At 57.9% G+C, this 18,749-nt stretch carries 18 protein-coding genes; 11 read left to right on the forward strand and 7 right to left on the reverse strand.

Annotated elements, in window-relative coordinates; translation table 11 throughout:
• Positions 1-5 precede the first annotated feature (5 nt).
• The 6 genes from AC07OG_RS21520 (at position 6) to AC07OG_RS21545 (ending at position 6,381) form a co-directional block, all read left to right on the forward strand.
• The gene (locus AC07OG_RS21520) at positions 6-539 is read left to right on the forward strand and encodes a GNAT family N-acetyltransferase (RefSeq protein WP_060542792.1); all 534 of its coding nucleotides are present in this window, start codon (positions 6-8) and stop codon (positions 537-539) included.
• Positions 539-874 (forward strand): urease subunit beta, encoded by a 336-nt coding sequence (locus tag AC07OG_RS21525; protein ID WP_218425774.1) that lies wholly within the window; start codon positions 539-541, stop codon positions 872-874. The genes AC07OG_RS21520 and AC07OG_RS21525 overlap by 1 nt, the downstream gene beginning before the upstream one ends.
• Complete coding sequence (ureC, locus tag AC07OG_RS21530) at positions 871-2,571, forward strand: urease subunit alpha (RefSeq protein ID WP_495068034.1); 1,701 nt, start codon at positions 871-873, stop codon at positions 2,569-2,571. Before AC07OG_RS21525 ends, ureC begins: the two co-directional genes overlap by 4 nt.
• A 232-nt stretch (positions 2,572-2,803) precedes the next feature.
• Positions 2,804-3,931 (forward strand): sensor histidine kinase, encoded by a 1,128-nt coding sequence (locus AC07OG_RS21535; RefSeq protein WP_495068035.1) that lies wholly within the window; start codon positions 2,804-2,806, stop codon positions 3,929-3,931.
• A gap of 76 nt (positions 3,932-4,007) precedes the next feature.
• The gene (locus AC07OG_RS21540) at positions 4,008-5,111 is read left to right on the forward strand and encodes an RHS repeat-associated core domain-containing protein (protein ID WP_495068036.1); all 1,104 of its coding nucleotides are present in this window, start codon (positions 4,008-4,010) and stop codon (positions 5,109-5,111) included.
• A 232-nt stretch (positions 5,112-5,343) separates the two neighbouring features.
• A complete protein-coding gene (locus tag AC07OG_RS21545) occupies positions 5,344-6,381 on the forward strand; it encodes an RHS repeat-associated core domain-containing protein (RefSeq protein ID WP_495068037.1) in 1,038 nt (345 codons plus the stop codon).
• Between the two features lie 80 nt (positions 6,382-6,461).
• Here AC07OG_RS21545 and AC07OG_RS21550 read toward each other — a convergent pair whose 3' ends face one another.
• Together AC07OG_RS21550 and AC07OG_RS21555 are read right to left on the reverse strand one after the other, a co-directional pair.
• Complete coding sequence (locus AC07OG_RS21550; RefSeq protein ID WP_060542788.1) at positions 6,462-6,767, reverse strand: chaperone modulator CbpM; 306 nt, start codon at positions 6,765-6,767, stop codon at positions 6,462-6,464.
• Positions 6,768-6,793: 26 nt separating this feature from the next.
• A complete protein-coding gene (locus AC07OG_RS21555) occupies positions 6,794-7,741 on the reverse strand; it encodes a DnaJ C-terminal domain-containing protein (RefSeq protein WP_060542787.1) in 948 nt (315 codons plus the stop codon).
• A gap of 296 nt (positions 7,742-8,037) precedes the next feature.
• Between AC07OG_RS21555 and AC07OG_RS21560 the strand changes: the two genes are divergently transcribed.
• Positions 8,038-9,312 carry an Hsp70 family protein gene (locus AC07OG_RS21560; protein ID WP_218425768.1) on the forward strand — a complete coding sequence of 425 codons (1,275 nt, stop codon included), beginning with the start codon at positions 8,038-8,040 and terminating at the stop codon, positions 9,310-9,312.
• 158 nt (positions 9,313-9,470) lie between these two features.
• On the opposite strand, the gene AC07OG_RS21565 is transcribed toward AC07OG_RS21560, so the two are convergent.
• From AC07OG_RS21565 to AC07OG_RS21575, 3 genes are all read right to left on the reverse strand, one after another.
• Positions 9,471-10,484, reverse strand: a complete 1,014-nt coding sequence (locus AC07OG_RS21565) for an AI-2E family transporter (RefSeq protein ID WP_060542785.1) — start codon at positions 10,482-10,484, stop codon at positions 9,471-9,473.
• A gap of 146 nt (positions 10,485-10,630) precedes the next feature.
• A complete protein-coding gene (locus AC07OG_RS21570) occupies positions 10,631-10,936 on the reverse strand; it encodes a PsiF family protein (protein WP_060542784.1) in 306 nt (101 codons plus the stop codon).
• A 63-nt stretch (positions 10,937-10,999) separates the two neighbouring features.
• Complete coding sequence (locus tag AC07OG_RS21575) at positions 11,000-11,794, reverse strand: AraC family transcriptional regulator (protein WP_495068038.1); 795 nt, start codon at positions 11,792-11,794, stop codon at positions 11,000-11,002.
• A 96-nt stretch (positions 11,795-11,890) separates the two neighbouring features.
• On the opposite strand from AC07OG_RS21575, the gene AC07OG_RS21580 reads away from it, so the two are divergent.
• A complete protein-coding gene (locus AC07OG_RS21580) occupies positions 11,891-12,784 on the forward strand; it encodes a DMT family transporter (protein WP_495068039.1) in 894 nt (297 codons plus the stop codon).
• A gap of 18 nt (positions 12,785-12,802) precedes the next feature.
• Here the strand turns inward: AC07OG_RS21580 and AC07OG_RS21585 are convergent, their stop codons facing one another.
• Entirely contained in the window at positions 12,803-13,693 is an 891-nt protein-coding gene (locus AC07OG_RS21585; RefSeq protein ID WP_495068040.1) for an esterase/lipase family protein, read from the reverse strand.
• 302 nt (positions 13,694-13,995) lie between these two features.
• Here AC07OG_RS21585 and AC07OG_RS21590 point away from each other — a divergent pair, with 302 nt between their 5' ends.
• From AC07OG_RS21590 to AC07OG_RS21600, 3 genes are all read left to right on the forward strand, one after another.
• Positions 13,996-14,526: a ferritin-like domain-containing protein gene (locus AC07OG_RS21590; RefSeq protein WP_495068041.1), complete on the forward strand. Its 531-nt coding sequence runs from the start codon at positions 13,996-13,998 to the stop codon at positions 14,524-14,526.
• A 182-nt stretch (positions 14,527-14,708) separates the two neighbouring features.
• Positions 14,709-15,473 (forward strand): hypothetical protein, encoded by a 765-nt coding sequence (locus tag AC07OG_RS21595; protein WP_218425767.1) that lies wholly within the window; start codon positions 14,709-14,711, stop codon positions 15,471-15,473.
• An 80-nt stretch (positions 15,474-15,553) separates the two neighbouring features.
• On the forward strand, positions 15,554-16,249 hold the full coding sequence (locus AC07OG_RS21600; RefSeq protein ID WP_495068042.1) for a hypothetical protein: 696 nt from the start codon (positions 15,554-15,556) through the stop codon (positions 16,247-16,249).
• Positions 16,250-16,327: 78 nt separating this feature from the next.
• Here the strand turns inward: AC07OG_RS21600 and AC07OG_RS21605 are convergent, their stop codons facing one another.
• Positions 16,328-18,397 (reverse strand): AsmA family protein, encoded by a 2,070-nt coding sequence (locus AC07OG_RS21605; RefSeq protein ID WP_495068043.1) that lies wholly within the window; start codon positions 18,395-18,397, stop codon positions 16,328-16,330.
• Between the last annotated feature and the right edge of the window lie 352 nt (positions 18,398-18,749).

An 18,749-nucleotide genomic window follows, 5' to 3' on the forward strand; every position in this document is an offset into this window, starting at 1 on the left:
GCCCGATGAACGCCGCCCAGTTGCGACGCGTCAACGCTGAGAGCTTTGCCCATTATCGTCAGGGCCTGATCGACCTGCTGCTTGACGCTGTGGGTTATGGCGCCAGCGTCGGCTTCATGGCGGATCTGGACGCGGCGCAGGCCCGCGCATATTTCGACGAAGTGCAGGAGAACCTGAACAACGGCAATGTGTTGCTGTGGGTGGTGGTCAACGACGAACAGGTGCAAGCCAGTGTGCAACTGAGCCTGTGTCGCAAAGCCAATGGCTTGAACCGCGCCGAGGTGCAGAAACTGCTGGTGCGCGAGCATGCGCGGCGTCGCGGCCTCGGCCAGCAGTTGATGAGTGCCCTCGAACAGGCGGCCCTGCAACACCAGCGGGGCATGCTTTACCTCGACACCGAAGCCGGCTCCCCTGCCGAAGACTTCTACAAGGCCCTGGGTTACACCCGCGCCGGTGAAATCCCCGACTACGCCTGCGACCCCAGCGGCCGTTACATGCCGACTGCCCTTTACTACAAGATTCTCCAAGGAGCCCATTGATGATTCCCGGTGAGTACCAGATCCAGCCCGGCGACATTGAACTCAACGCCGACCGGCGCACGACCACTCTGAAAGTGGCCAACAGCGGCGACCGGCCGATCCAGGTCGGCTCGCACTACCACTTTTTCGAAACCAACGACGCCCTGACCTTCGACCGCGCCGCCAGCCGTGGCATGCGCCTGAACATCCCTGCCGGGACTGCCGTGCGTTTTGAGCCGGGGCAGAGCCGGGAGGTTGAGCTGGTTGACCTGGCGGGGCATCGCCGGGTATTCGGGTTTGCCGGCAGGATCATGGGCGATCTCGCCACAATGAATTTTTGCAAGGAGCTGCAATGAAGATTTCCCGTCAAGCCTACGCCGACATGTTCGGCCCAACCCTCGGTGACAAGGTCCGCCTGGCCGACACCGAGCTGTGGATCGAAGTGGAACAAGACTTCACCACCTACGGTGAAGAGGTGAAGTTCGGCGGCGGCAAAGTGATCCGCGATGGCCAGGGGCAAAGCCAGTTGCTTGCCGCCGAAGTGGTCGACACGGTGATCACCAATGCGCTGATCATCGACCACTGGGGCATCGTCAAGGCCGACGTCGGTCTCAAGGACGGACGCATCGCCGGCATCGGCAAGGCCGGCAACCCGGACGTGCAACCGAACGTCACCATCGCCATTGGCGCCAGCACAGAAGTGATCGCCGGTGAAGGCATGATCCTCACCGCCGGCGGCGTCGACACGCACATCCATTTCATCTGCCCGCAACAGATCGAAGAAGCGCTGATGAGCGGCGTCACCACCATGATCGGCGGCGGTACCGGGCCGGCCACGGGCACCAACGCCACCACCTGCACGTCCGGGCCCTGGCACCTGGCGCGCATGCTCCAGGCCGCCGATGCGTTCCCGATGAACATCGGCCTCACCGGCAAGGGCAACGCCAGCCTGCCGGAGCCCCTGATCGAACAGGTCAAGGCGGGCGCCATCGGCCTGAAGCTGCACGAAGACTGGGGCACCACCCCGGCGAGTATCGACAACTGCCTGACGGTGGCCGACCAGTATGACGTGCAGGTGGCGATCCACACCGACACCCTCAACGAGTCGGGCTTTGTCGAAACCACCCTCGCCGCCTTCAAGGGCCGCACCATCCACACCTATCACACCGAAGGCGCGGGCGGCGGTCATGCCCCGGACATCATCAAGGCCTGCGGCTTTGCCAACGTGCTGCCGAGCTCGACCAACCCGACCCGGCCGTTCACCCGCAACACCATCGACGAACACCTGGACATGCTGATGGTCTGTCACCACCTGGACCCGAGCATTGCCGAAGACGTCGCCTTCGCCGAAAGCCGCATCCGCCGCGAGACGATTGCCGCCGAAGACATCCTCCACGACCTCGGCGCGTTCTCGATGATCAGCTCCGACAGCCAGGCCATGGGCCGTGTCGGTGAAGTCATCACGCGCACCTGGCAAACCGCCGACAAGATGAAAAAACAGCGCGGCCAACTGCCCGGCGATGGCGAGGGCAACGACAACTTCCGCGTAAGGCGCTACATCGCCAAGTACACCATCAACCCGGCGATCACCCACGGTATCAGCCATGAAGTGGGTTCGATCGAAGTGGGCAAATGGGCCGACCTGGTGCTGTGGCGCCCAGCGTTTTTCGGCGTGAAACCGACGTTGATCCTCAAAGGCGGCGCCATCGCCGCCAGCCTGATGGGCGACGCCAATGCTTCGATCCCGACCCCGCAACCGGTGCATTACCGCCCGATGTTCGCCAGCTACGGTGGCTCGCTGCACGCCACCAGCCTGACCTTCATCAGCCAGGCGGCGCAGGAGGCGGGTTTGCCCGAAGCTCTGGGATTGAAAAAGAAAATCGCCGTGGTCAAGGGCTGTCGCGAGGTCAAGAAAACCGACCTGATCCACAACGACTATTTGCCGGACATCGACGTCGATCCGCAGACCTATCAGGTCAAGGCCGATGGTGTGTTGCTGTGGTGCGAGCCGGCAGATGTATTGCCGATGGCCCAGCGATATTTCCTGTTCTGAACCTTCGAAAATGATCAGGTCCGAGTGCGAGATTTCTGACGCCCGCACTCGGGGCGCTTGAGCCAAGTCAGTTCGATCATTATCCGGCGCATGGCAAAGGGTTTGGTCCAGCAAGAAAGCGGCACAAGGCCACCATTCGGCGCCTCTTCATCGGCCCCTGCTTCTGGGCAACGACAAAGCCCCGCGGATACGCCACACTCAGTGCCTACCAATACCACGCAGACACCCAGCCATGCGTTTATCTGACTTCATCGTGCAGCACGTGGATCGCATCGTTGATGAATGGGAGAAATTCGCCGACGCCATCAACGCCGACGATTCGCTGGACCGCGCAACACTGCGCGATCACGCGAAATCGATCCTGCTCGCCGCGGCAACCGATATGCGCAAGGCGCAAACCGCCAGCGAGCAGGAGGCCAAGGCCAAGGGAGAAGGCCCGGAAAAAACGCCGAGCCTGGACATTGCCGCCGCCAGCCACGGCGAATTGCGCCACACCGTCGGCTTCGATCTCGTGCAGATGACCTCGGAGTTTCGTCATCTGCGCGCCTGTGTGATCCGCCTGTGGGTCAACAGTCTGCAATCCCCCGACCTTGCCTACTTCCAGGACATGATCCGCTTCAATGAAGCCATCGACGAAGCCCTGGCCGAATCCACCGCAGCCTATGCCGAACAGGTCAATCGCTCGCGGGATATCTTTCTGGCGATCCTCGGGCACGACCTGCGTGCGCCGCTGCAAGCGGTAACCATGTCCACCGAAATGCTGTTGCGCAAAGCGCCCCTCGAAGGCGATGCACTGACTTGCGCAATCAACATCAAGCGCAGCGCGCGACACATGGCGGTGATGGTCAGCGATGTGCTGGAACTGGTGCGCAGTCGGCTGGGCAAGAGCCTGCCGCTCGAGCCTGCCCCCATGGACCTGGCTGATGCGGCGCACGCGGCGATTGCCGAGGCCTGCGCGGGCAACCCTGAAAGCGATCCGCGAGTGGAAGTGACGGGGGACACCCGAGGGCTCTGGGATGCCGGGCGCCTTGCCCAGATGCTGCAGAACCTGATTGGCAATGCGCTGCAGCACGGTTCAAACAAGCGTGATGTGACGATCAGCCTCAATGGCGAGCCGGACTGTGTTCGCCTGAAGGTGCATAACTATGGCGTGCCGATTCCGCAGGAGGCGATCAGCACCCTCTTCGACCCACTGGTGCGCAGCGCCAGCGAAGAACTCGGCCAACCCACCACCAGCCTCGGCCTGGGCCTGTTTATCGTCAAGGAAGTGGTCACCGCGCACGCAGGGACGATCGAGGTCAGTTCCAATGAGACGGAGGGGACGATGTTTACCGTGGTGTTGCCCCGCAGGAGCCAGTAGGAGCTCCCACACAGCTCCTGGAGATTCGCTGCACTATCAGTTCTGCTAGTACAACAAGCTCAATGACAACGTCAGAATGAGTGCATTGCAACGCCGATCTCTTGAAGAAGGCTTCGCCATGCCCCGCACAATCACTGATGATCAACGCCAATCCCGCACCATCCTGCTTGCCACCGACGCCAGTAATTCCGTGATCGCCGAAATCGCCGGAGGCAGGCCAAACCCTATTGCCTATTCCGCCTACGGCGAGCGGTCCGCGGGACAGGAGGTTGCCACACGCCTGGGCTTCAACGGCGAGCTGCGCGAATCGAATATTGGCTGGTATTTACTGGGCAATGGCTACCGCGCGTACAACCCGAAACTGATGCGGTTTCATAGCCCGGATAGCTGGAGTCCGTTTGGGGGCGGAGGGTTGAATGCTTACATGTATTGCGTGGGTGACCCGGTGAACTTTACCGATCCGACGGGGCATGGCTTCTGGAAAACCATATTTCGCGGGTGGGATTTCTTCTTCGGTGGCCCTGGTTTTATAGCGGCATCGGGTCCAAGGGATCCGAATAAAATCGGGGCACTTGATGCGTTCGGAGCAATAGGTGCGGCGATTGCCTCACCAGCACCGTCAGGAATGAAATACAACGATCCCCACATCACTCTCCCCAACGCAACACGCCCGACCGGCAATGGCAGTAGGTATGAATCGCCAATTGAGAGTTGGCTCACGCTTGGCGCTGCACGTACACCCCGACCTCAAGGCGGACGTTATTTGCCAGTGCAATCCAGCAACAGACCTGCCGCTCCAGATAATAGCGACACGTATACAACCAATACACCACAAGGCGTGCAAACGAACTCCAAAGGCCGGGGTGGCGGTGGTTCCAGTTCGAAACAAAAAGGATATAGAACGCTGGAAAGCCCCCGACCCAACAATCGGGCCAACGTCTATGTCACGCCTCCCCACCGCCAACCAGTAATGCCTATTCCAGTACAGGCCGAAGTACACCCTCCTCCTCGCCCAGCTCCTCGTCTTCCCCCTCGTACCAGTAGTACCAACCGTCCTGCTCATCCTCTCCCCCCTCGTATTCCTCCTACTCCGCCACAATCGGAAGGTATCAATACTGTATTCAATTATGAGATACGAAACGGGGTTCTAAGGAATGACGGTGGTGTTGATCGGGGGTGAACGAATGATTTAGATCAAACAATACGAAAGAGTTGGTTGAATGGTAGGGAACTGTTGAGATCAATGTTGGGCCATTAGCGTGTTATGAGTGACGCTGGCTTGGGAACCCTACTCTTAGCTGTCCGCTGCCGCGCGTGTCAGGACTATCAGATCTGCTAGTACACAAGTGGGTGGTAGCTGAGTAGATCTGCAGGTTCGAACCAGTCGAGAAACCGACAAGGAGGACGCCGTCATGCCCCCATCAAATGCTGATAACAGCAACACCTCTCCCCAGCCACGTACCCTGCTGCTGGCCACCGATGCCAGTAATTCCGTGATCGCCGAAATCGCCGGAGGCATGCCAAACCCTATTGCCTATTCCGCCTACGGCGAGCAGTCCGCGGGACGGGAGGTTGCCACACGCCTGGGCTTCAACGGCGAACTGCGCGAATCGAACATTGGCTGGTATTTACTGGGCAATGGCTACCGCGCGTACAACCCGAAACTGATGCGTTTTCATAGCCCGGATAGCTGGAGTCCGTTTGGGGGCGGAGGGTTGAATGCTTACATGTATTGCGTGGGTGACCCGGTGAACTTTACCGATCCGACGGGGCATGGCTTCTGGAAAACCATATTTCGCGGGTTGGATTTTTTCTTCGGTGGCCCTGGTTTTATAGCGGCATCGGGTCCAAGGGATCCGAATAAAATCGGGGCACTTGATGCGTTCGGAGCAATAGGTGCGGCGATTGCCTCACCAGCACCGTCAGGAATGAAATACAACGATCCCCACATCACTCTCCCCAACGCAACACGCCCGACCGGCAATGGCAGGGGGTATGAATCGCCAATTGAGAGTTGGCTCACGCTTGGCGCTGCACGTACACCCCGACCTCAAGGCGGACGTTATTTGCCAGTACAATCCAGCAACAGACCTGCCCCTCCAGGTAATAGCGACACGTATGCTACCAATACACCACGAGGCGTGGAAATGAACTCCAAAGGCCGGGGTGGCGGTGGTAACAGTTCGAAAAGTGGTTCAAAAGAGCAACTAATGAACAACCCCGCCGTGGACTATAAACCGCCCAGAAAAAAAGATGTTGCTTCGAATGGCCCGCAACTAGTTAAAACTGAAGCTGTTGTGCACGAACCTCCTTTTACTGTCGTTAAGGATTGGCAAGGGCACGACCGAATCGTTGTAAAACAACCAGTAACGTTTGCTGCCACACAACGAGTGACGGTGTCGGGCCTCAAGGCGCTCCAAGACCAGATCAGACGAAATGAAAAAAAATAACCCTAGATGATCAATCAAACACCGTAGCCATATGACGTGGGCGAACACCTATGCGGCGAGAGACAAAAGCGCTCCCCGCCTTACTCCACCACCAACCGCCCCAACCGCTGCCTCAACATCCGGTTCTCCGCCCGCAACTGCTGGACCTCCTCAAGCAGATCCAGCGCCAGCGCAACCCCTTCCCATTCCAGTTCCAGATCGCGCCGCAGCTTGGCGGCGCGTTTGGCCAGGGTCAGTTCGTAATCGGTGAAGCGCCAGTCCTTGGGCAGGGTGCCCTGAGGTTCGAGGATGCCGTGCTCGACGATTTCGATCACGTAGACGTCCGACAGCTCGGTCGCCTCGCAGAATTCGGCCAGGTCCAGTTGAACGATCAGGGGGCTGCTCATGGTCAGTGACTCCTTGTTCTATAGGGTCAAAAGTTCTCTCTCGGATCGAATGCGGCTTTTTTCGCCAGTTCCTGCCACAGGGCCTTGATGTCGTCGTCCGATTTCTTCGGCATAACCGCCTTCAACTGCACAAACAGATAACCGCGCTCGCCAGCCTTGTTCATCAGGCCATGGCCCTTGGCGCGCATGCGCTGGCCATTCTGGCTGCCGGCCGGGACCTTGAGGTTGATCTTGCCAGTCAGGGTCGGCACCGCGACTTCAGCGCCCAGGGCCAACTCCCAGGGTGCCAGCGGCAGGGTGATGATCAGGTTTTCGCCTTCGACATCGTATTTCGGATGCGGCGCAAAACGGATCGTCAGGTACAGGTCGCCATTGGCGCCGCCACCGACACCCGGGGCGCCCTGCCCTTTGAGGCGGATGCGTTCGCCATCGGTCACGCCGGCCGGAATCTTCACGTTCAGGCTTTTGCTGGTGTTGCTCACATGCTGGCCGGCCGCGTTGTACTGCGGCACCTGGAAGGTGACTTTCTTCGATTCGGTCGACAGTGTTTCTTCGAGAAAAACCCCAAGTTCCATTTCCACGTCTTGCCCTCGACGTCCAGTGCTGCGACGTGACTGTTCACCACCACCAAAACCAGGGCCACGGTTACCGAAGATCGAACTGAAAAAGTCCGAGAAATCGCCCGTATCCTGACCACCGCCACCGAAACCGCCACGGCTCTGCCAGCCCGGTGGTCCCTGGAACGGCTGACCGTGCTGGCCATAGCGGCGCAAGTCATCGTATTCGGCGCGTTTGTCGGCACTTTTCAGTGCTTCATAGGCTTCCGAGGCATCCTTGAACTTGGCTTCGGCGTCCTTTTCCTTGCTGACATCCGGGTGGTATTTGCGCGCCAGCTTGCGATAGGCGGCTTTGATCGCCTTGTCGTCCGCTGTCGGTTCCACACCGAGAATCTTGTAATAGTCTTTGAAATCCATCGCGGGAATCACCATCCGTTAAAAATCGCGCCACAGGCCACAGCATGCGCTTGTTTGCAGCCTTTGGTCTGCCCGATCTCAATGTTGTGACCGGCCGGCGCAGAAGAAGTTTATCGGCAGCAGGCGGTGCTTCTTGCGAGCAGTCGCGCGGCTGTCCGGTTGATGCAGGGTAGTTTGGGGGTGTCGACGCGTCTTTCAAGACATAGCGCTGCGAGATTTAGCAGATAGTCGGCCTTCGAATCTGTCGCACTCTGACATACACTGCGCGGCCGTTTTTTAACCGGAACCTGAAAGACATGAACAACGCATCTCCAGCCCGTGCCGTGGGTATCGACTTTGGCACGTCCAACTCCACCGTCGGCTGGCTGCGCCCCGGCATGGAAACGCTGATCGCGCTGGAGGACGACAAGATCACCCTGCCTTCGGTGGTCTTCTTCAACATTGAGGAACGCCGCCCGGTGTACGGCCGGCTGGCGCTGCACGAGTACCTGGAGGGCTACGAAGGCCGCCTGATGCGCTCGCTCAAGAGCCTGCTGGGCTCGAAGCTGATCAAGCACGACACCAGCGTCCTGGGTACGGCCATGCCATTCAAGGACCTGCTCGGCCTGTTCATCGGCCAGCTCAAGAACCGCGCCGAAGCCGCCGCCGGTCGGGAATTCGAAGAAGTGGTGCTGGGCCGTCCGGTGTTTTTCGTTGACGATGACCCGATGGCCGACAAGGAAGCCGAAGACACCCTGGTGGATGTGGCCCGCAAGATCGGCTTCAAGGAAGTGTCTTTCCAGTTCGAACCGATTGCCGCCGCGTTCGACTACGAGTCGACCATCGAAAAAGAAGAGCTTGTCCTGATTGTGGACATCGGCGGTGGTACTTCCGACTTCTCGCTGGTACGCCTGTCGCCGGAGCGCCGGGCTGTGGATAACCGCCACGAGGACATCCTCGCCACCGGCGGCGTGCACATCGGCGGAACCGACTTCGACAAACAGCTCTCGCTGGCCGGCCTGATGCCGCTGTTCGGCTACGGCAGCCGGATGAAAAGTGGTGCCTACATGCCGACCAGCCACCACATGAACCTGGCGACCTGGCACACCATCAACTCGGTGTACTCGCAGAAATCCCAGCTGGCCCTGGGCAGCATGCGCTATGACATCGAAGACACCGGCGGCATCGATCGCCTGTTCAAGCTGATCGAGCAGCGCGCCGGGCACTGGCTGGCGATGGAAGTGGAAGAAACCAAGATCCAGTTGACCCACGCTGAGCACCGCCATGTGCCGCTGGATCGCATCGAGGCGGGTCTGAGCGTGGAGCTGAGCCGCGCCCTGTTCGAATCGGCCATCGACAACCTGCTGGAGCGGGTGCGCAACAGCGTGACGCAATTGCTCAATGACGCCAACGTGCGGGTCGATCAAGTGGACACGGTGTTCTTCACCGGTGGTTCGAGCGGGATTCCGGCCTTGCGCAACAGTGTCTCGGCGATGCTGCCGAATGCGCGGCATGTGGAAGGGAACATCTTTGGCAGTATCGGCAGTGGTCTGGCGATCGAGGCTGCAAAACGCTACGGCTCCATGGACTGATCTGCAACCCTGTGGCGAGGGGGCTTGCCCCCGTCGGGCTGCGCAGCAGCCCCGAAACCAGACACCGCATACCGTCAGATGTGTTGATTCAACTGACTGCGGTTGCTGCGCAACCGAACGGGGGCAAGCCCCCTCGCCACAATCAGATCAACAGCAGATCAAACCATTCCCACCTGCTTCAACTCACTCTTCAGATAAGCGTAGTAAATCGGCCCCGCCACCACCCCCGGCAGGCCGAACGCGGCCTCGAACACCAGCATTGCCAACAGCAACTCCCACGACTTGGCACTGATCTGCCCGCCGACAATGCGTGCATTGAGGAAGTATTCAAGCTTGTGGATAAAAATCAGGTAACCCAGCGCGGCCATGGCGACCCAGATCGACAGGGACATCCCGACGATAGTGATCAGGGTATTCGACATCAGGTTGCCAATCACCGGCAACAGGCCGAGCAGGAAGGTCAGCACGATCAGGGTCTTGGTCAACGGCAGCTTGATGCCGAACATCGGCAGCACGACCGCCAGGAAGATACCGGTGAAGAAGGTGTTGAGCAGGGAGATCTTGATCTGGGCAAACACGATGTTGCGAAACGCCTGAACCAGCAGGTGCAGCCGATCGAACAGTGCAGCGGCCAACGGCTTGCGTTTGGTCAGGTCAGGCACTCGCTGCAAGGCAATGATCGCACCCAGCACCATGCCGATCAGCAACGTCACGAACATGTGCGCTGCATCCTTGCCGACCAATTGCAGATCGCTGAGGTGCTTGCTCACCCACTCGCCAATCGCCACGCGGAATTCGGCGGCGCTGGCCGGCAGATAAGCGTCGATGAACGGCGGTAACTGTCCGCGCGCGCGATCAACCACCCCCATGAACTTGTCGAGCGAAGCACCCGGGTTTTCCGCCTCGTGCAGCAGAAAGCTGAAGGCGCCGGCAAAGATCAGCGTCAGCACACTGACAATCAAGGTTCCCAGTAACGCCACCGCGAGCCAGCGCGCACGCCGACCCTCGATCAGCCGCTGCAATTGCGGGGTGAGCATGTTGACCAGTTCGAAAACCAGCAACCCGGCCAGCAAGCTGGGCAGCAACCGCAGGGGCAGGACCAGTAGAAGCCCGCCAAAAATGATGACCCAGCTGATGACCAGCAAGATTTGTCGCTGAGAAAACGTTGGCATACAGCCTCAAAACAAACGGCGTAAAAAGGATTGGCAGTCTGCCAGCGATCCCTTGTGAGCACTAGGGATTGTGTGGGTCGACCTTTGTCGGGGTTCAAGTAAATGCACTCGCCCCCTGACCGTCCCCCGCATCTTCGCGCCTGGCTTTATTTCTTGAGGCAACTACTCATGAACGCCTTGCGCTCATCGCCCTTGAGGACTTTTCTGGTGGCGTCGGCATTGCAGGACTTCATCTTCTCTTGCTGAGGGGTCAGGGCAGTACCGGCTTCCTCAACCGCTGGTGCCACCTTCAGGCAAGTGCTCATGAAGGCTTTGCGTTCATCGCCTTTAAGGCTTTTTGCAGAAGCTTCGGCGTTGCAGGTGGTCATTTTCTCCTGCTGGGGCGTGGTGGCGAAAACCTGGGAGCACAGTAGCAAACCAATCATCAACAACGGGACACGCAAGATCTTCATGGAGTTTTCTCCTGGTCGTAGCAGCAAGGGGGGCAGCATGGTTAGGAGTGTAGACAACCCCGGTTACGCCTTCCTGTTCTCCAGCTGGCTGCGCCGATATTGCTCCGGCGTGCAGCCGGCCTGGCGCTGAAACATCGCAATAAACGCCGAGCCACTGCTGTAGCCCATGTCGAAAGCCACTTCCTGAATGCTGCGATGACTATCAAGTGCTTCGATGGCCGCCAGAAAGCGCAAGCGCTGGCGCCACTCACCAAAACTCATGCCCAACTCACGGACAAACTGGCGCGCCAACGTACGTTCGCTGACATGAATGCTTGCGGCCCACTCCGCCAGGGGGCGGTTATCGCCCGGTTCGGCCTGCAAGGCTTGCAGAACCCCGAGCAATCCGGAGCTGCTGGCGTAAGGTAAATAACACTCGTGCACCGGCGCTTGTTGCAGTTGATCCACCAGTACCTGAGCCAGGCGCTGGTCCGCATCGCAGTCGGGGATTTTCACGTCGCGGGCCGCGAAGTCCTTGAGGATTGCCTTGAGGATGTCACTGATGGCCAGGGTGCAGGCCTGTTTTGGCAGATCGCGACAAAGGGTCGGCGCCAGACACACGGCGCGATAGTTGATTGGCTGGTTACTGTAGAAACTGTGCTCGGTCTCGGGTGGTACCCACACTGCATATTGCGGTGGCGACATGAACCGGCTGCTGCCGATTTCCATGTGCAACACGCCGTTGGCCGAATACTCCAGGGTCCCCCAGGGGTGGCGGTGTGCCAAGGCGTATTCGTGGGTTTCGAAATCGGCATAGCGGAAATATACCGGGGTCGGCAATTCGCTAAAATCCAGCAGGTCGATGTGCTTACTGTTCATGCTGTCCGAAATCAGGGGCGGGTTGTCTGGATAGAAGTATAGGCTTGTATCCAGACAAGCGGATAATTGCCCCTCATTAACGTTCTGGTTTTTCCCATGCAATACTCTTATCCCCTGCTGGCCATTTTCATTTGGGCCGGCAACACCGTGATCACCAAGATGTCAGCCGGGGCGATCTTCCCCGCCGAGATCGGCTTCTACCGCTGGCTGCTCGCCGGCCTGCTGTTCACCCCCTTCATGCTCAAGCCAGTGCTGAACCATTGGCCGGCGATCCGCCCGAACCTGGGCAAGGTCTTTGTCCTCGGCGTTCTCGGCATGGCCGTCTACCAGAGCCTGGCCTACTTCGCCGCAAGCCTCACTTCGGCCACGAACATGGGCATTATCCTGTCGCTGATGCCACTTATGTCATTGGCCATGGCAATCATCAGCCTCGGTCAGCGCCTGACCATCGGCGCGCTGGCGGGTGCCGTGTTGTCGTTCGCCGGTGTGCTGGTGGTGGTGTCCTCGGGCAGCCTCGACACGCTACTGGAGCACGGGGTAAACCTCGGCGACGCAATGATGCTGATCGCCACCCTGGCCTACGCGGTCTACAGCACGTTGCTGAAGAAGTGGCAGCTGAAACTGCCGCCGCTGGTACTCCTGTATTTGCAGGTGCTGGTAGCGGTGGTGGTGCTGTTTCCGCTGTTCCTTTTCTCAGAGAAGGCCGGCTTGACCCTGCAGAACACTCCGCTGGTGCTGTACGCCTGCCTGCTGGCTTCGATGGTTGCCCCGCTGGCCTGGATGCAGGCCGTGATACGCCTGGGGCCGAGCCGGACCACCTTGTTTTTCAATTTGCTGCCGTTGATTACCGCGCTGATTGCGGCGGTGGTGCTGCATGAGCAGCTGGCGATGTATCACTTGGTGGGGGGGATGTTGACCCTGGGCGGGGTGATTCTTTCTGAGCGCTGGACCACTGTATTAGGCCGCAAGGTCAGCGTTAGCCTGACCTGACGCATCGCCGTCTTCCTGTTAAACACCGGCTGCCTGCAATCGTGCCGCATGCTCGACAAACAACCTGATCGGGTCCGCCCCCTTGCCCACCAGTCCCAACGATTGATTGACGATATCGAAGTGATCCAGCGGATACTCGTCGCCAATCACCGTCCCAAGGTGCGAGCTGTAGCGCCCGACCATGCCATCACAATGCCCGGCTTCACGGACAAAGGTTTTGGCGAACAACCGGCAACTGCGGTTGGTGCCGTCAAACAGGTTGCGCCCCTTGTCGGTCTTGCCCGGCTGCAAGGTGCCGGACCACGAGTAATAGCGTACGCCATTGACCTCCTCCGGCCCTTGCCCGCCCCAGGTATCAGGCAATCCCTGTGGATAACGCTGGTTGAACAGCGCCACGCCTTCGGTGGTGAGGGAGTGATGGGAGGCATGTATGTCCACCGGCAGCTTCGGCCCGCGATAGCCGGTTTCCAGCAGGCCCATCAACGAGGCGATCAGCCGTAGCAGGAAACTCATCAGCCGGCCTTTGACGCTGTCATGGGGGTAGTGTTTGTGCAGATAGTCCGCCAGCTCCGAGCCATGATTCGGCCCCGCCACCGAAGTGACCGATGCGACCAGGTCCGGGCGCTTGGCCGCGGCATAGCGGGCAGTCAGTGAGCCTTGGCTGTGGCCGATCAGATTGACCCTGGCGGCTCCGGTTTCCCGGAGGATTTCGTCGATGCGTGTTAGCAATTGCTCGCCACGCACCTCGGTGGAATTGAGCGGTGAGATCTGCACCGCAAACACCACCGCACCATTACGGCGCAGCGCCTCGACGATCCCGTACCAGTACGGATAGAGCAGCAGACGGACAAACCCGAGCATTCCCGGGACCAGCACCAGCGGATAGCGCGCAGCAGAACCTTGCGACATGGGCGAACATCCTTGTGATCGGTGGGTGACGCAAGGCGCGATGCAAGACATCAGCCAAGCATCGCCAGCGAAGATGACAAGTCTATGTCAAATGCCTTGCTGCAACTGCACGACGCCCTCCACGACATCCGCAATGTCGATGAATTTCGGGCCGTTTTGCAAGGCTGCAGGCTGAACCCGGGGGGGCGATCTGTTGCCAAAAATCTCATAAAACTTTTCGCCGGACTCATTACTCACACCTTAAGTAGCGCTCACGTCCTCAGAGGCGTGACGCAAACCGGGTTAGCCTCCAGGAGAACGAGATGAGTGACATGCATTTGTCTGACGTAACCACCCTTCGCGAACGTGCGCGCAAGAACGTCGAAAACGGCGCCGTGACCGAGGACTACAGTGCCAACCTTGAGGAAGTACTACGCCTGCTCAATGAGTCGCTGGCCACCGAACTGGTCTGCGTGCTGCGTTACAAACGCCACTACTTCATGGCCGGTGGCCTAAAAGCTCACGTCGCTGCTGAAGAATTCCTCGAACATGCCAAACAGGAAGGTGAACACGCCGACCGACTTGCCGAGCGAATCGTGCAACTTGGAGGTGAACCGGAGTTCAACCCCGACACACTAACGAAAAACTCCCATGCTCAGTACGTGGCGGGTAACTCGCTCAAGGAAATGGTCTACGAGGATCTGGTGACCGAGCGAATTGCCATCGACAGTTATCGCGAGATTATTCAGTACATTGGCGAGAAGGACCCAACGACCCGACGCATCTTTGAGGATATTCTGGCTCAGGAAGAAGAGCATGCGGATGACATGGCGGACATACTCAAAGATCTCTGATAGCAACCAGGCCTTATCGCAATTAATTTGCTATCAGGCCTTTTTTATTGACCAGCAGATCATCTTGCACCCCCCACACACACGAGCATCAAGTTACAATCGCACAGTAGATTTAAAATACGAAATCCTTATATTTAAAACACAGACAAGACGTCTGCATAATTCCATAAAGGACTATACCCATGTATCTTGAAGACCAGCTTGAATTCATCGATTCGTTACCAGCACTACCAAAAACAGTAAAACCTCGAGCATTTTCCTCAGCACCTGACAGTCTGCCGATTGATCCATCCAAGGAAAGCGGCACTGTCGGCCCGGACATGATGAATATTTACGTGGCAGGAGTATCTGCTCAAAACCGCGATGACGTCGACAACTGTAAACTGCTGATGCAAAACGCCGCCTCACAGAAGTATGACATCAAAAAAGAACTGGAGCAGTGGTACGACTATTATGTACAGGGCCTGCGTACCCTCGGCTGGACATACAGCAAAATCAACAATCAGAACAAGGTAATACAAAGAACAGGCCTGACAATGGACGGTGTAGCCTTTGACATCCTTCAAAACCTGGTTGGCGCAAATGCACCACGCTTGGCGCAACTGGCCGGCAAAGCCGTGGAAGGCGTTAAAGGGGACGACGGGCTGATCAAAATCTATGAGCGAAATGCGCAAACAGGCTATGACGCCAACTTTGACATTTCTCCGGTCTGGCAAACCCGGGAAGGCTCTCCCATGATGATTCTCAGCTACATAAGTGTAGATGTAAAGGAAAGCTCCCGGGGTATTCTCTGGTGGAAATCGACCACTAAATCCACCGCCGTAAAATCAATGGCCACCCCCGTTTATCTCAACACTCAACTGTACGGCAGGGTCCGAAACAAGGTTCTTGAAAAGTTGGGGAACGCCGCTGACGAATTCCTTGACGGCATCCCAGGCTTCCAATAAAGCCCAGTTAAAAATGGCGCCGAGGTTTTTTATTACGACCTCAGCGCCAACCAAATCCAACTTCATTAGCGCAGAATCACATGAAACCATTATCACCCGACATCTATATAGTCGACGGGCACATAACCCTATTCCTCGGTCTACACCCAGAGCAATTCAAAGAAAATATTCTGCACGCATCCTTACTGGCAAGTTTAATAGCTAACGGGACCGCCGAGCGCTGGCTCTCTTCTTATACGACCTCGTTAGGAAGGCTGTTCTGGGAATCTGGGAAATTCAAAAATAGCCGCCGACCAAAATCGCCATCCAGCGTGCTAAAAATTGCGACCAACGCTCTATCCGAAGAACTAAGCGAAAAACAGCTACAGCAACTTAAAACTGCATTATCGATCGTCACGCAACTCCCCAGCGAGTCGCCCGCCAGCAATGCGTTCCTGAGCAGGATTCAAACAGAAAAACCACCTGCACTCGAAGAGTTCCCTTCGTTCAACGTGAGTACTCTATTGACGATTGTCTGCGAAAACAAAAAAATCGTTTCGCTTCAATTATCACTCGAAACCTCTAAAAAGGTAGACATAACCTTCCTTGAGCAACCGATCCGTGAAACGCTCATCCTCGGAGATATCGAAACTTCCTTGTGGAGCACTCGTTTGATTGAGGACAAGTACGCCTCAATTAGAAACCAGGTGTTCGCTAAACTCGGTAGCAAGGCGCGGACCCATTTGTTCCACGCCATTACTTCTGAAACTGAAACTGAAACTGACTCCAGCGACTGACTCTGCATTGAAGAACCTGCGGCCCATTACTGCGCATCGTGCCCCTTAAACACCCCTTGTGCGGACAGCCGCAGGCCTTCAACCCTTCACTGTTTTCGGTGCCTTTCCTTCCTTCATCTGCTCCAGCAACGGCGCACACTGATTCTGCTCTCCGCCGCTTGGCGCCACCAACGCCAGCAAGCCCGCTGCCGGTGCGGCAATCACACCCAGCGCAACCATTCCCGCGCCACGCAAAATCAACGGCACTGCTTTGACTCCTGCATCGGGCTTGATGAACTTGCCCCGCACGTACAGCGGTGAACGCAACGAAATCAAACGCCAACCCTTGGATTCCGGAGTGACGGTCAAGTCCAACTGCTCGGTCGCCATATTCGCCGTGCCATCGATATAGATGATTGCGTTCTCGGTATCGAAGACAAACAGCTGCGTGGTCGCCAGACCGCTCTTGATGTCGAAATCGGCAGCCGCACAGTTGATCTTCACTTCCTTGTCGCCAAAGATCTTGCCAACCACGTAATTGCCAACATTCAGCCCCGCCAACTCCATCAGCTCGCGACTGATGGCGCCGTCGTTGATCAGCATTTTCAGCTTGCCGTTGGCGCTGCCCAGCAATTTCGCCACCGAGTTGCCGCGCCCGCTGATATCGGCATCGCCATTGAGCTCGCCGAAACTGGTTTTCATCGGCTCGAAGGTCGGGAACAACTGCTTGAGCTTGAACCCCCTGGCAGTGAGTTTTGCCTGGCCTTCCAGCGGATCGGTATGGCCGTTGAGACGAATCTGCGCATCCAGCTTGCCGCCGGCCACACCGAAGCGCAGCGGCTCCAGGCTGAGCACACCATCGGTGAGCACCAGGTGGGTGTAGAGGTCATTGAACGGCAGCTTTTCACTGTGGACGATACGCTTGCCGGTGAATTCGACATCCGCGTCCATATCACGCCAGCGCTCGGTCTTGAACTCTTCGACTGGCAGCACCTTGTCCGCCGGTTGCTTGCTGTCACCGCCACGGGCTTGTTGCTTGGCATTGGAATCGGCCCCGATCAGCGGCGCCAGATCGGCAAACAACAATTGATTGGACAGTAGCGAGCCGCTGAGTTTCGGCCGTGGCTGACTGGCGACGTATTTCAGGCTGCCGTGGATGTCACTCCCGCCGATTTTGCCGTTGAACTCCTCATAGCGAAATACCGCGCCGCCGGCCTCATGCATCCTGGCGATCAGGTGACCGTCGGTGGTGTAGGGGGACGTATCCGGCAGGATCACGCCGGTCAGCGGGTAAAGATTGCCCAGGCTGGTGCCCGCCAGTTTCAGGCGCAGGTCCAGGGCGCCGAGATTCAGCGGGTCCGTCAGGGTACCGACCAGCTCGACGCTGGTATCGGCGATCTTCACCTGCGCCTGCAGCGGAAACGGTCTGTTCGAGTCTTGCAAGGCCAGCAAACCGCCGATCTTGCCCTGGCCCGTCAGCTTCTGGCCGTGATACTGGCCGTTGACCTTGAGGGCGAACGCATAATCCTGCGGCGCTGCCCCCTTCTCCAGGACCTTTTTTGCCGTTTTGTCGCCAACGATATCGCTGAACGGGATCGGCTTGCCCAAAGGATCGATGAGCACATCGAGTTGGCTTTTCAGCTGCCGGTCATCAAGGGTGACATGGCCTTTGTCGAAGCCGATTGCACCTATATCGACTACCCAGTTCGACGGTTCGGCATTCGGGTCCTTGGGATCGAATTTGAACGTCCAGTTGGCACGCCCGTCGGCCAGGCGCTGCAGCTCGGCATTGGGTTCGGTGAGGTCGATACGCGGAATGACCACGCGTTGCGCGAGCAACGCCAAGGGCGAGATGCGCAGTTCGACACGCTTGAGGGTGACCATCTGCGGCGCCTTCGACCATTCCGGGTTACCCAGGCTCAAATCCTGCGCTACCACATGCGGCCAAGGCACCCAGGCGCGCCAGCCTCCTTCATCAGGTTCGCGCTGCCAGACCACCGCGAGGTTGCCGTTGATGGCAAACGCACGGTGCAGCTCCTCGGAGACTTTGGCATTGATATTCGGTTTGATCCGGTTCCAATCGAAGAACACGATGACCAGTACCAGAATTGCCAGCAGTGCAAAAAGGCTGGCGAAGGTCCAGGAAAGTACTTTACGGGTGCGCGTCATTGCACAGGACTCCTGATACGACTGGGCGCCATGACCGCGGCGCACCTATGAAACGGTGAGCCAGAAACGGCCCGCCATGCAATCTACGACTGGTAAAAGCTCCGCAGGTTTAACCGATATCGCGTAAATCTGCGAGTCAAATGCTGACCAATGAGTTCTTGCAGCGTCACCGAGCCCTTATTTTTGTGAGACACAGCCAGGTCGAAAACAGCCATTTCATGGCAAAGCCCGCGACCGGAACGCCTGACCTAGAGGCCCGCGGGCAAACAATCAATTCCGTTGATTATTACCATTGCGTTTATGAACTTTTATATCGAGTTATCGAGAGTAGCATTGCCCTCGTAGCCACTTT

The sequence above is a fragment of the Pseudomonas sp. GW821-FHT09H03 genome (genome assembly GCF_059415945.1).

Excerpts from the sequence above, each read along its gene's own strand:
- AC07OG_RS21520 (WP_060542792.1), top strand. The coding sequence starts at position 6 with ATGAACGCCGCCCAGTTGCGACGCGTCAACGCTGAGAGCTTTGCCCAT.
- AC07OG_RS21525 (WP_218425774.1), top strand. The coding sequence starts at position 539 with ATGATTCCCGGTGAGTACCAGATCCAGCCCGGCGACATTGAACTCAAC.
- ureC (WP_495068034.1), top strand. The coding sequence starts at position 871 with ATGAAGATTTCCCGTCAAGCCTACGCCGACATGTTCGGCCCAACCCTC.
- AC07OG_RS21535 (WP_495068035.1), top strand. The coding sequence starts at position 2,804 with ATGCGTTTATCTGACTTCATCGTGCAGCACGTGGATCGCATCGTTGAT.
- AC07OG_RS21540 (WP_495068036.1), top strand. The coding sequence starts at position 4,008 with ATGAGTGCATTGCAACGCCGATCTCTTGAAGAAGGCTTCGCCATGCCC.
- AC07OG_RS21545 (WP_495068037.1), top strand. The coding sequence starts at position 5,344 with ATGCCCCCATCAAATGCTGATAACAGCAACACCTCTCCCCAGCCACGT.
- AC07OG_RS21550 (WP_060542788.1), bottom strand. The coding sequence starts at position 6,767 with ATGAGCAGCCCCCTGATCGTTCAACTGGACCTGGCCGAATTCTGCGAG.
- AC07OG_RS21555 (WP_060542787.1), bottom strand. The coding sequence starts at position 7,741 with ATGGATTTCAAAGACTATTACAAGATTCTCGGTGTGGAACCGACAGCG.
- AC07OG_RS21560 (WP_218425768.1), top strand. The coding sequence starts at position 8,038 with ATGAACAACGCATCTCCAGCCCGTGCCGTGGGTATCGACTTTGGCACG.
- AC07OG_RS21565 (WP_060542785.1), bottom strand. The coding sequence starts at position 10,484 with ATGCCAACGTTTTCTCAGCGACAAATCTTGCTGGTCATCAGCTGGGTC.
- AC07OG_RS21570 (WP_060542784.1), bottom strand. The coding sequence starts at position 10,936 with ATGAAGATCTTGCGTGTCCCGTTGTTGATGATTGGTTTGCTACTGTGC.
- AC07OG_RS21575 (WP_495068038.1), bottom strand. The coding sequence starts at position 11,794 with ATGAACAGTAAGCACATCGACCTGCTGGATTTTAGCGAATTGCCGACC.
- AC07OG_RS21580 (WP_495068039.1), top strand. The coding sequence starts at position 11,891 with ATGCAATACTCTTATCCCCTGCTGGCCATTTTCATTTGGGCCGGCAAC.
- AC07OG_RS21585 (WP_495068040.1), bottom strand. The coding sequence starts at position 13,693 with ATGTCGCAAGGTTCTGCTGCGCGCTATCCGCTGGTGCTGGTCCCGGGA.
- AC07OG_RS21590 (WP_495068041.1), top strand. The coding sequence starts at position 13,996 with ATGAGTGACATGCATTTGTCTGACGTAACCACCCTTCGCGAACGTGCG.
- AC07OG_RS21595 (WP_218425767.1), top strand. The coding sequence starts at position 14,709 with ATGTATCTTGAAGACCAGCTTGAATTCATCGATTCGTTACCAGCACTA.
- AC07OG_RS21600 (WP_495068042.1), top strand. The coding sequence starts at position 15,554 with ATGAAACCATTATCACCCGACATCTATATAGTCGACGGGCACATAACC.
- AC07OG_RS21605 (WP_495068043.1), bottom strand. The coding sequence starts at position 18,397 with ATGACGCGCACCCGTAAAGTACTTTCCTGGACCTTCGCCAGCCTTTTT.